Source organism: Gordonia sp. (in: high G+C Gram-positive bacteria), from assembly GCF_049299075.1.
Classification (GTDB): domain Bacteria; phylum Actinomycetota; class Actinomycetes; order Mycobacteriales; family Mycobacteriaceae; genus Gordonia.
Genome location: NZ_JBAQWU010000160.1, coordinates 1 through 10,891, shown reverse-complemented (window position 1 = coordinate 10,891; position 10,891 = coordinate 1). Strand labels below are relative to the sequence as shown.

Sequence of the window (10,891 nt, the reverse complement as noted above, 5' to 3'; positions counted from 1 at the left end):
TCATGGCCCCTCTGACCTGTCGCGATGAACGCAGCCAAGGAGTCACCGATGAAGAGCAAGCGCGATAAGCCGAAGAAAGTTCGGCAGACCCGGGCGAAGATCTTTATCCCCGCACTGCTGCTCGGTCTGGGCATTTTCACCTTCATGGGTGTCGGCATGGTGCGCGGCGAGGTGCCCATCCAGATGGCCGTCTCCGGTCAAAACTTCGAAGCCTCGCTGTCCAAGATCGAAGGCTCCGACGTCGCCGTCTACCCGCGGGCCATCCAGACGGTGAACAACGGCCGCGTGGAGACCGTCGTGGTGACCATGGGTGCGGCCACCCTCAGCGATCTCTGCCTCGCCATGAAGGCGCCGGACCTGCCCGGCATCGGCACCGTCACCATGGTTATTAAGGCGCCGGGATCCAACACCACCGCCACCAACCTGATGATGGACGTCGACGGACTCAGCGCCGATATGGCACTGGCTAACGTCGTCGTCGGTTCAGCGCAGCCGGCCAGGGATTCCGAATCGTCCATGCTGGCTACCGCGATCGCCGCGCCGAGCGCCTCGATCCTCGACGTCGGTGCCGACGTACAGGCCATGCGCGCCGGCAAGCTGTCGGTCGCCGGCGCCAAGGTGAGCGTCGTCCGCGGCGATGGCAAGACCTGCTGAGCCGTTGAAAAAGTTCTTTTCCGACCTTCGTCGTTGGTCCAAGCAGCGCCCCGCCGTGGGCGGCATCCTGCTCGTCATCTCGGCGATTTTCCTCGGCCTCCCCTCACTCAACGGATTCCGTCTCGGTGACCTGATTCTGACAGTCTCCACCATCTCCGGTGTCTCGACGATCGTGCTGTCAGTCCTGATGGCCCTATGTGCGGTCAGCGCACTCTTCTGGTTGCACGCTCGTGTCCTCGCCGGCGTCGCCGCGATGATCATCGCCCTCGTCGCCTTCCCCGCCGCCAACTTCGGCGGCTACTTCCTGGGCACGCTGCTTGGCATCATCGGCGCTGCGCTGATCCTCGCCTGGCGACCACTGGAAGCGGCTGAGGCTTCGGACGATCAGCCCACCGAAGTGATCCCCACCGAAGTGATCCCCACCGAAGTGATCCCCACCGAAGATCAGGTCCCCGGCGACACCGTGAAGTAGGCGTCATGCTCGAAGGCCTGACCCGTCGGGTGATCGCCGCACCCAAGTTAGTGCTCACCCTCGCCGTGACACTGCTCGTCGCGATGGGTCTGTTCGGCCTCGGCGCAGCCGAGAAGATGCTCGCCGGCGGCTACGAGGACCCAACTGGCGAGTCGACGCACGCGGCCGAGGCGATCGAGAAGGTCTTCGGGCAGGGCGGCGCACAGGTCATCGTCAAACTCGACGGTCCGGTCGGTATGAACATGGCCACCGACCCGGCCGCGCGGAGGGTCGCCGACGAGGTGATCGCGCAGCTCGAGAACACCGGCTTCGTCCAACAACCGATCCTGACCGTCTGGAACTCGCCGCACCTCGACGCCGAACTGCTCAGCCGAGACCAACGATCGACGCTGATCGCGGCGTCAATCGACGGTGACGACTCGACCGCGCCAGCAATGGCGAAACAGCTCGATACCGAGCTGACTGGGGTCAGCGACGGCATCGAGATCAAGGTCGGCGGTGCCGCGCTGGTCTACACACAGGTCAATGATCAGACGTCCAAGGACCTCTTCATCGCCGAAGCCATCGCGATCCCGATCAGCTTCCTGCTGCTCATCATCATCTTCGGCGGTGCGGTCGCCGCCGCGCTACCGGTCGTCATCGGCGTCGTCGCGATCGTCGCGACGCTGGCGCTTCTTCGAGTGATCACATCGGTGGCCGACGTCTCGATCTTCGCGCTGAATCTCGCGACCGCGATGGGTCTGGCACTGGCCATCGACTACACGCTCCTCATCGTCACCCGCTACCGCGAAGAAGTGGGCACCGGGCAGTCGCGGGCCGACGCCATCGTGCGCACTATCAACACCGCCGGCCGTACGGTGATCTTCTCCGGCATCACCGTGGCGCTCTCGATGGCGGCCCTAGCCGTTTTCCCGATGTACTTCCTGCGTTCCTTCGCCTACGCCGGCGTCGGTGTGGTGATTGTCGCGGTGCTCGCGGCCATCGTGCTCACCCCAGCGCTGCTCGCCGTTCTCGGCGATCGCGTCGACGCGCTCGATCTGCGCCGCGCATTCCGCAGACTGTTCCGGCGTCCCGAGCCGCAGCCGAAACCGCTGGAAGCGACCTTCTGGTACCGCAGTGCGCAGTGGGTGCTGCGGCGCGCCGTCCCGGTGGGGATCATCATCACCGCGCTGCTGGTCGTGCTGGGCCTGCCGTTCACCGGCATCAAGTTCGGCTTCCCCGACGACCGTGTGCTGCCCGAGTCGTCCTCCGCGCACGCAGTTGCGCAAGAAATTCGCGACGATTACGACCACGGCGCATTGTCGAACGTGGTGGCCATCGTGCAGGGTCCGGCCGACACGTTCGTGCTCAGCGACTACGCCGCCGAACTCTCGACCGTCCCCGATGTAGTGATCGTGTCGAGTCCGGTCGGTGCCTTCCGCGGCGGGCACTTGATCGCGCCGCCGCAACCGGGGCTGGTGATCGGCGCTGACGCGAAGTTCGAGATCCGCGGCGACGTCGAACCCATGCAGGCTGCCGGGCAGGAGCAGATCGCCGCGCTGCGTGCGGTACCGCGGCCACCTGGCACCACAGTGAGCTTCACCGGACTGGCCGCCGTCAACGCCGACACTGTCGACGCGATCTATCGGTACCTGCCGTGGGTGCTGCTGCTGATCGCGGTGTCCACCTACGTGTTGCTGTTCCTGTTCACCGGCAGCCTCGTGTTGCCGTTGAAGGCACTGGTGCTGAACGTGCTGAGTCTGTCGGCCACGTTCGGGGCGATGGTGTGGATCTTCCAGGACGGCCACCTGGGCGGCTTGGGCACCACGGCCACTGGACTGCTCGTCGCGACCATGCCGGTGCTGATGTTCTGCATTGCGTTCGGCTTGTCGATGGACTACGAGGTGTTTCTGCTCGGGCGAATCCGGGAAGAATGGCTCAAGTCCGGGCAGACGCGTGCCGACAACGACCGCGCCGTCGCCATCGGCTTGGCCCGCACCGGCCGGGTGGTGACGGCGGCGGCACTGCTGATGGCCATCGTCTTCACCGGGATCGCCGCCTCGCAGGTGTCGTTCATGCGAATGTTCGGGGTGGGCCTGGCGCTCGCAGTGCTGATGGACGCCACCTTGATCCGCATGATGCTGGTGCCGGCCTTCATGCGGTTGGCCGGGCGCTGGAACTGGTGGGCACCTGCGCCGCTGCGTCGTCTGCACGACCGCATCGGGCTGACCGAGGAGTAAGCAACAAGGGCCGAGTTAAACGGATTTGGTCAAGAATCGGTAAAGTGGGAACCGCTGCGGCCCGACATGCGTTGAACCGGGTGAGAGCCGCAAAATCGAACTTCTAAGGAGAGCCAGAGTGCGCGAGAGCAGCAATCCGGTCATGCGCGGCGTAGTCCGCGATAACCAGCCTGCCCCCTACGCAGGTTTCAACCAGGCCATTCCCGGCGCCCAGCAGGCCGCCTACCAGGCCGGGCAGCAGAACAACCCGTACCTGCAGGACCAGGGTTTCGCCCCGGCACCTGCCACTAGCCGGGCCATCACCATCGACGACGTCGTCGTCAAGACCGGTATCACGCTGGCCACGCTGATCGCGTTTGCGGTCGCCACCTACGCGGCGATCGCGACCCGCGCCACCGTGGAAGCGCAGTCGGCGCTGGCTATGCCGCTGCTGGCCGTCGGCGGCATCGTGGGCTTCATTCTGGTCATGGTCGCCAGCTTCGGCCGCAAGCAGGACAACCCGGCCATCGTGCTCGCCTACGCCGCGTTCGAGGGCTTGTTTGTCGGCGCGATCTCGTTCGTGTTCGCGAACTGGACAGTCGCTGACGGCGTGAGCGCCGGAGCGATGATCGGCCAGGCAGTGATCGGCACGCTCGGCGTTTTCGTCGGCATGCTGGTGGTTTACAAGGTGGGCGCCATCCGCGTCACCCCGCGCTTCACCCGCATGCTGATGGCTGGCATGTTCGGTGTCGTTGGCCTCATGCTCGTGAACTTGGTGCTGAGCCTGTTCGGCGTCGACACCGGCCTGCGCAGCGGCGGTCCCATCGCGATCATCTTCTCGCTGGTGTGCATCGCGCTCGCCGCGTTCTCGTTCCTGATCGACTTCGACGCCGCCGACAAACTGGTTAAGGCCGGCGCTCCGGAGAAGGCCGCCTGGGGTGTGGCCCTCGGCCTGACGGTCACCCTGGTGTGGCTGTACGTCGAGGTCCTGCGTCTGCTGAGCTACCTCAACAGCGACTAGCGTCTACAGGTTCGCCGGCCGAGCTAGTTTCGCCGGTTGAGCTTGTCGAAACCACAGCGCCGCCCCTCTCCATCCGAGAGGGGCGGCGCTGCTTTCTTGGTCTGGGGATCACAGCGCAAAATTTTGGGCGTACAGGGCGCTCGTCAGCTTGCGCATGGATTCCTCGCCGTCATAGCGCACGGCCTTCCAGGAGAACGGCAGCAGGAGCCAGCCCATCGCGGCCAGGGTGGCGGCCTTGCTGCCGTCGGATTCGAACCGGGAATGGGTGCGGTGATACGACCAGCCGTTGATCTCGACCGCAACGCGGTGCTCCGGCCATGCGAAGTCCAGGGGCTTGCCAAAGAGGTCGAGCTGCTGGACCCAGCCGGTGATCTGGTGGAGTTTCAGCAAGTCGACAAAGAGTCGTTCGGCGACCGATTGACTGCCGCTTTCCAGCACCTCGACCAACTCGCGGGCGACCTGCAGTCCGTGGAGTCCCGAGTTGCGATCCAGGGCCGAACAGAGGGATTCGATCGTCACATCACCGGTCTGCAGCGTGCGGTCCACCAGGGCCACCCCGTCATCGAGCTCGGCTGCGGCGGCCAGCACGGTCAGCGACTTCCGCGTCACCGAGATTCCGCGGAGTTCCTCCAGGTCCTCGGCGGGGAAGGTGCGGCGCCTTACCGACGCGGCCACCGGTGAGGTGGCTTTGCCGTGCACGGTGCGCGGAGCACTGACGGTGACCGCGATCGGTAGCTCACAGATGAGACCGTGCCAGAACGCGGCGGCCGTGCGGTCGGCGACGGCGTCGTGTGTTTCCACCGCGACGCGAACCCGGGCCACGTCGGTCAGGTGGTGTTGGCCGGACATGTAGATTCCGCGCGACAGACGCTGCCAGCGCTGCTTCTTGGCCCGGTAGGCGACCTGGCGCTGGGACAAGCCGAGTCCGCGGGCCTGGCGCATGCTGATGATGCCGTCGTGATCGGCGAGGAACTCTTCTACCGCGTCCATATCGCTTAGACGCACCGCATCGCGTTCCGGTTCCATCGACACACCGGCGGCGCAGAAAGACTTCGGTGCTCGGAGCGACACATGATGTCGCTCCGAGCACCGAAGTTTCTTCCGGGGCGGGCCCGGGTCAGGTATCTGCGGTCAGCTGAGGCGTTCGATGACCATGGCCATGCCCTGCCCGCCGCCAACGCACATGGTTTCCAGACCGAAGGTCTTATCGTGCGTCTGCAGGTTGTTCAGCAGTGTGGTGGTGATGCGGGCGCCGGTCATGCCGAACGGGTGACCCAGCGCGATCGCACCGCCGGACACGTTGAGGCGGTCGTGGTCCATACCCAGGACGTCGGCCGAACCGAGCACCTGCACCGCGAAGGCCTCATTGATCTCGTAGAGGTCGATGTCCGAGATCGACATGTTCGCCACGCGCAGCACCTTGCGCACCGCCTCGATCGGGCCCAGGCCCATGACCTCCGGCGAGAGACCCGTCGCAGCGGTCGCGACGACGCGGGCCAGCGGGGTCAGGCCGAGTGCCTTGGCCTTGGTGTCGCTCATGATCACCAGGGCAGCGGCGCCGTCGTTCAGCGGGCAGGCGTTACCGGCGGTGATGGTTCCGTCCGGGCGGAACACCGGCTGCAGCTGGCTGATCTTCTCGTAGGTGGTGCCGGCGCGCGGACCGTCGTCGGTGTTCACCGTGGTGCCGTCGGGCAGGGTGACCGGATCGATCTCGCGGGCAAAGAAGCCGCTGTTGATGGCTTCCTCGGCGCGGTTCTGGCTGCGGACGGCCCAGCGGTCCTGGTCTTCGCGGGAGATCCCGGTGAAGGTGGCCACGTTCTCGGCGGTCTGGCCCATCGGGATGTAGATGTCCGGAATCAGGCCGTCCTCGCGCGGATCGCGCCACGGACCTTGGCCGCCTTGCGCGGTGGCCGCCGTGCGGGCCTCGGCGTCGGCGAAGATCGGATTCTTGGAGTTGGGCAGGCCGTCGGCGGCACCGGAGGTGCCGAAGCTGGAGACGCTCTCCACGCCGCCGGAGATGAAGACGTCGCCTTCGCCGGCCTTGATGGCGTGCAGTGCCATCCGCGTGGTCTGCAGCGAGGACGAGCAGTAGCGGTTGACGGTGACGCCGGGGACGTGGTCGAGGCCGAGCTCGACGGCGACCACGCGCGCGATGTTGTAGGCGCCGGCTCCACCGGGCTGACCGATGCCGAGGTGGATGTCCTCAATGTCGGCGACATCGAGCTCGGGGACCTTGGCGATCGCTGTGGCGATCATCTGGCGGGCGAGCTCGTCCGGACGCAGGTCCTTGAGGGAACCTTTTCCGGCGCGGCCGATAGGGGAGCGGGCAGTGGCAACGATGACAGCTTCAGGCATGGGGCCAGGGTAGCTCAGTGCGGTTCGTGCAACTATGGATCCATGCGCATCGCCCATCACGTCGTCGATCTGGTCGGTAACACTCCGCTGGTCAAGCTCAACTCGGTGGTGAAGCCAGGCTCAGGTCTGGTCGCCGCGAAGCTCGAATATCTGAACCCGGGCGGCAGTTCCAAAGACCGAATCGCGACGCGCATGATCGACGCCGCTGAGGCATCCGGCGCGCTGAAGCCCGGGGGCACCATCGTGGAGCCGACGTCGGGCAACACGGGCGTCGGTCTGGCGTTGGTGGCGCAGCAGCGCGGCTACCACTGTGTCTTTGTGTGCCCCGACAAGGTGGCCGAAGACAAGCGAAATGTATTGCGCGCGTATGGGGCTCAGGTCGTGGTGTGCCCGACGGCGGTGCCGCCGGAGCACCCGGACAGCTACTACAACGTGTCCGATCGACTGGTCCGCGAGATCGACGGCGCGTGGAAGCCGAATCAGTACGCGAACCCGGCCGGACCGCAGAGTCATTACGAGACCACCGGACCGGAGATTTGGGCGGACACCGACGGCAAGGTGACTCACTTCGTCGCCGGCGTCGGTACCGGCGGCACGATCACCGGAACCGGGCGATACCTCAAAGAGGTCTCCGGCGGCCGGGTGAAGGTGGTCGGCGTGGACCCCGAAGGTTCGGTCTACTCCGGCGGTTCGGGTCGGCCGTATCTGGTTGAGGGTGTCGGCGAGGACTTCTGGCCGGACGCCTACGACCCGACGGTGCCCGACGAGATCATCGCCGTGTCCGACGCCGACTCCTTTGAGATGACGCGTCGGTTGGCGCGCGAGGAGGGCCTGCTGGTCGGTGGGTCGTGCGGTATGGCCGTCGTCGCCGCCTTGCAGGTCGCCGAGCGGGAGGGCCCCGAGGCCCTCGTGGTCGTGCTGCTGCCCGACGGTGGCCGCGGTTATCTGTCGAAGATCTTCAACGACGAGTGGATGAGCAGCTACGGATTCCTGCGTACACCGCTGGAGGGCGCACGGCCGGAGGAGACGGTCGGCGAGGTGCTGCGTGGCAAGACCGGCGCGCTGCCGGATCTGGTGCACACTCACCCGCAGGAGACGCTGCGCGATGCGATCGAGATCCTGCGCGAGTTCGGGGTCTCGCAGATGCCCGTCGTCGGTGCGGAGCCGCCGATCATGGCTGGCGAGGTCGCCGGTTCGGTGAACGAGCGCGATCTGCTGTCGGCGGTGTTCGAGGGCCGGGCCACGCTGGCCGATCCGGTGTCGGCGCACATGGGTCCGGCATTCGCGATGATCGGTGCCGGGGAGCCGGTGTCGTCGGCGATGGAATCTTTGAGCGACGCCGATGCGTTGATGGTTGTCGAGGACGGCAAACCGGTCGGCGTGATCACCCGCCACGATCTGCTCGCCTACGCCAGCCACCATCCGCTTCCGATTCGTGAGGACAACGACGAGTGACCGATCAGGGATTTTCTACCAAGGCCATCCACGCGGGCTGGGATCCGGAGGCGCGCACCGGAGCGGTGAACGTCCCCATTTATGCCAGTTCCACCTTCGCCCAGGACGGCGTCGGCGGGATGCGCGATGGCTTCGAGTACGCCCGTACCGGTAACCCGACGCGCCGGGTGCTCGAAGAGAACATGGCGGCGATCGAGAACGGCACCTACGGGCGCGGCTTCAGCTCCGGGATGGCGGCCACGGACGCGATCCTGCGCGCCACGCTGCGTCCCGGCGACCATTTGGTGATCCCGAACGACGCATATGGCGGCACCTACCGGTTGATCGACAAAGTCTTCTCGCAGTGGGGGATCGAGTACTCGGTGGCTCCGGTGAACGACGTCGCGGCCATCGCGCGCGCGATCAAGCCGAACACGAAGCTGGTGTGGATCGAGACGCCGACCAACCCGCTGCTGAACGTCGGCGACATTGCGGCGACCGCGCAGATCGCGCACGACGCTGGTGCAAAACTGGTGGTCGACAATACTTTCGCCACGCCGTACCTGCAGCAGCCGCTGGATCTGGGTGCCGACATCGTTGTGCATTCGACCACGAAGTATCTCGGCGGGCACTCCGATGTGGTTGGCGGCGCACTGGTGACGAACGATTCGCAGATCGACGCCGACATCGCGTTCTTGCAGAATGGCGCGGGCGCGGTGCCCGGGCCGTTCGACGCGTACCTGACCATGCGGGGGATCAAGACGCTCGCCGTCCGGATGGAACGTCACTGCGACAACGCCGAGAAGCTGGTTGAGGTGCTGTCTGCGCATCCGAAGGTGACCGAGGTGCTGTACCCGGGTCTCGAGTCGCACCCCGGCCACGCCGCCGCGGCCAAGCAGATGCGCCGCTTCGGCGGGATGATCTCGGTGCGGATCGCGGGCGGCCAGATCGCCGCGCAGGAGTTCTGCGCCCGGACCAAGGTGTTTACCCTCGCCGAGTCGCTCGGTGGCATCGAGTCGCTGATCGAGCACCCGGGCGCCATGACCCACGCCTCCACCGCGGGGTCGTTGCTGGAGGTTCCGGCCGATCTGGTGAGGCTGTCGGTGGGTATTGAAGACATCGACGACCTCGTCGCCGACGTGGAACAAGCTTTGGGCTGAGGTTCGGGAACCTTTCTGTCGTTGCGCATCTCTATCTGTTTGACGACGGAGAACGCCGACGGTGCGAGGGGTGCCGGCGCTCTCCGAGTCGCGCCGATGCGAAGAATTTTGAAGAATCTTCGCCATAGATGGAACCGGACCGCGGTTCCGTGCGTCTAATTAACAGACGGTGAAATCCGCGCCCCGGGGGAGTGCGGAACTCACGGTTCAGGGGGGAGTGGTGTTGGGAGCCGGCGGCGGGGGAGTCGGCTCCCACCATCACCGCTGCTGCCGCAAATGCTGGTTCTCTTGAGCGGGGGTCGCAATGCCGGAGGTCGTATCGATCGCCTCGGTCTGGCGCGACCGCGCCCGAGTCGCTGAAGAAGCGGCGGCGGAGTTGGATCAGCTCGTCAACGCGGCTGCGTCGACGGTTCGCTCGAACTGCTTTGGTGCTGATTGCGTAGAAGGTCAGGCCCTGTTTGATAAGTTGAATACGGCGCTTTCGTCCTGGAGGACAGAAGGAACGCGAATTTCAAGTGCCCTCAGGCAGACGGCTTCGGAGTGTCAGCGGTCGGCTGATTCTTATGCGACAACCGACGAAGCGGCCTCAGGTGGGATCGAGCACTAGGGTGCAGCGGCGATGTGTAGTTACATTGCTCGCGCTCTCGCTGGTGGTTGTCCTCGTGGGGTGTCGTCGCGCACCAGATCAATCAGGGTCTGTCCAAGGGGCCGATAAGCGAGGTAGCGCGTCTACGTCGAGCTCCGCCGTGGACTTACCATTCGACACAACCTTCACGCAGCGTTGGAACCCCCGGAACGACGGGACCGCGTACGAACCGTGTGTGACGCCTGATGAAGCAACGCTTCTTGCGTTGGGTATCGACCACTCATCGATTAGCGACGCCGCCGGAACGGACGGGCAGACCTTGCGGGGCTGTAGTTGGGACTACTTTTCAGATCGAGGTCAAGACCATTGGTCGTTGACGCAGATGGTTGCGAACTCGGGGAGCCTGGCTGACTACAGACGGAAGTACGCGAAGGATCATTGGATGCCGGACCGGACCATCCGCGGTAGAGCTGCAGGGGTCACTGATTCGCCACACCTCGGTGAGTGCATGACGTACGTACAGTCCGCTCGCGCTGGTATCACTACTTTGGCGATTCACCACGGCCTTCCGCACCCGCCGGTGCGGGAGGTGTGCGATCGGGCTATTGCGTTCACTGAGGCGACGATTGGGAAGATGCCGCGCTGAGCCCGAGGGGTTGCCGCTTGGTGCAGTCGACTGGTGACTGCACTAAGCGGCATCGGCTGGCGGGACCGGTCGGCGGCGGGCGTACGGGCCGAGGTAGGTCAGGGTCGTGTTGACTACGACGATCACGGCCCAGGTGACGGTGAACGCCGGGTTGGCCCAGATCACCTGCGCGGCGAGGACGCTGCCGCCGAGAACGAGGGCCTTCACCGCGATCGCGGCCGGCAACGACGGCACGCGGGCCTTCGGGGCCGCGAAGAGGCCCCACAGCGTCGCGACAACGGCCACCACAGCCACGACGGCCACGGTCCGAGGGACCAGATGGTCGGGGAATAGTTGCCACGCCCAGATTCCGAGGATCCCCAGCG

At 65.5% G+C, this 10,891-nt stretch carries 10 protein-coding genes; 7 read left to right on the top strand and 3 right to left on the bottom strand.

Annotated features, from left to right (window positions below; all coding sequences use genetic code 11):
* Nucleotides 1-48: 48 nt before the first annotated feature.
* The 4 genes from WAW85_RS05490 to WAW85_RS05475 all read left to right on the top strand — a co-directional run bounded on the left by WAW85_RS05490 (nt 49) and on the right by WAW85_RS05475 (nt 4,345).
* The gene (locus WAW85_RS05490) at nt 49-654 is read left to right on the top strand and encodes a DUF6230 family protein (protein ID WP_422558636.1); all 606 of its coding nucleotides are present in this window, start codon (nt 49-51) and stop codon (nt 652-654) included.
* The gene (locus tag WAW85_RS05485; RefSeq protein ID WP_422558635.1) at nt 638-1,126 is read left to right on the top strand and encodes a DUF6114 domain-containing protein; all 489 of its coding nucleotides are present in this window, start codon (nt 638-640) and stop codon (nt 1,124-1,126) included. The genes WAW85_RS05490 and WAW85_RS05485 overlap by 17 nt, the downstream gene beginning before the upstream one ends.
* 5 nt (nt 1,127-1,131) lie before the next feature.
* Nucleotides 1,132-3,345 carry an MMPL family transporter gene (locus WAW85_RS05480; RefSeq protein ID WP_422558634.1) on the top strand — a complete coding sequence of 738 codons (2,214 nt, stop codon included), beginning with the start codon at nt 1,132-1,134 and terminating at the stop codon, nt 3,343-3,345.
* Between the two features lie 118 nt (nt 3,346-3,463).
* Entirely contained in the window at nt 3,464-4,345 is an 882-nt protein-coding gene (locus tag WAW85_RS05475) for a Bax inhibitor-1/YccA family protein (RefSeq protein WP_422558633.1), read from the top strand.
* A 108-nt stretch (nt 4,346-4,453) separates the two neighbouring features.
* On the opposite strand, the gene WAW85_RS05470 is transcribed toward WAW85_RS05475, so the two are convergent.
* Entirely contained in the window at nt 4,454-5,371 is a 918-nt protein-coding gene (locus WAW85_RS05470; RefSeq protein ID WP_422558632.1) for a type IV toxin-antitoxin system AbiEi family antitoxin domain-containing protein, read from the bottom strand.
* A gap of 105 nt (nt 5,372-5,476) precedes the next feature.
* A complete protein-coding gene (locus WAW85_RS05465) occupies nt 5,477-6,700 on the bottom strand; it encodes an acetyl-CoA C-acetyltransferase (protein ID WP_422558631.1) in 1,224 nt (407 codons plus the stop codon).
* Between the two features lie 42 nt (nt 6,701-6,742).
* On the opposite strand from WAW85_RS05465, the gene WAW85_RS05460 reads away from it, so the two are divergent.
* The 3 genes from WAW85_RS05460 to WAW85_RS05450 all read left to right on the top strand — a co-directional run bounded on the left by WAW85_RS05460 (nt 6,743) and on the right by WAW85_RS05450 (nt 10,526).
* Nucleotides 6,743-8,155, top strand: a complete 1,413-nt coding sequence (locus tag WAW85_RS05460) for a cystathionine beta-synthase (protein WP_422558630.1) — start codon at nt 6,743-6,745, stop codon at nt 8,153-8,155.
* A complete protein-coding gene (locus WAW85_RS05455) occupies nt 8,152-9,294 on the top strand; it encodes a cystathionine gamma-synthase (RefSeq protein WP_422558629.1) in 1,143 nt (380 codons plus the stop codon). Before WAW85_RS05460 ends, WAW85_RS05455 begins: the two co-directional genes overlap by 4 nt.
* A gap of 563 nt (nt 9,295-9,857) precedes the next feature.
* Complete coding sequence (locus WAW85_RS05450; protein ID WP_422558628.1) at nt 9,858-10,526, top strand: DUF3558 family protein; 669 nt, start codon at nt 9,858-9,860, stop codon at nt 10,524-10,526.
* Nucleotides 10,527-10,568: 42 nt separating this feature from the next.
* Here the strand turns inward: WAW85_RS05450 and WAW85_RS05445 are convergent.
* The coding region (locus WAW85_RS05445) for a DUF2568 domain-containing protein (protein ID WP_422558627.1) at nt 10,569-10,891 on the bottom strand (323 nt) is incomplete at its 5' end.

What these genes read in the sequence shown, in the direction of transcription:
- WAW85_RS05470 (WP_422558632.1), bottom strand. Translation starts at nt 5,371, where the DNA reads ATGGAACCGGAACGCGATGCGGTGCGTCTAAGCGATATGGACGCGGTA.
- WAW85_RS05465 (WP_422558631.1), bottom strand. Translation starts at nt 6,700, where the DNA reads ATGCCTGAAGCTGTCATCGTTGCCACTGCCCGCTCCCCTATCGGCCGC.
- WAW85_RS05480 (WP_422558634.1), top strand. Translation starts at nt 1,132, where the DNA reads ATGCTCGAAGGCCTGACCCGTCGGGTGATCGCCGCACCCAAGTTAGTG.
- WAW85_RS05450 (WP_422558628.1), top strand. Translation starts at nt 9,858, where the DNA reads ATGCGACAACCGACGAAGCGGCCTCAGGTGGGATCGAGCACTAGGGTG.
- WAW85_RS05485 (WP_422558635.1), top strand. Translation starts at nt 638, where the DNA reads ATGGCAAGACCTGCTGAGCCGTTGAAAAAGTTCTTTTCCGACCTTCGT.
- WAW85_RS05490 (WP_422558636.1), top strand. Translation starts at nt 49, where the DNA reads ATGAAGAGCAAGCGCGATAAGCCGAAGAAAGTTCGGCAGACCCGGGCG.
- WAW85_RS05460 (WP_422558630.1), top strand. Translation starts at nt 6,743, where the DNA reads ATGCGCATCGCCCATCACGTCGTCGATCTGGTCGGTAACACTCCGCTG.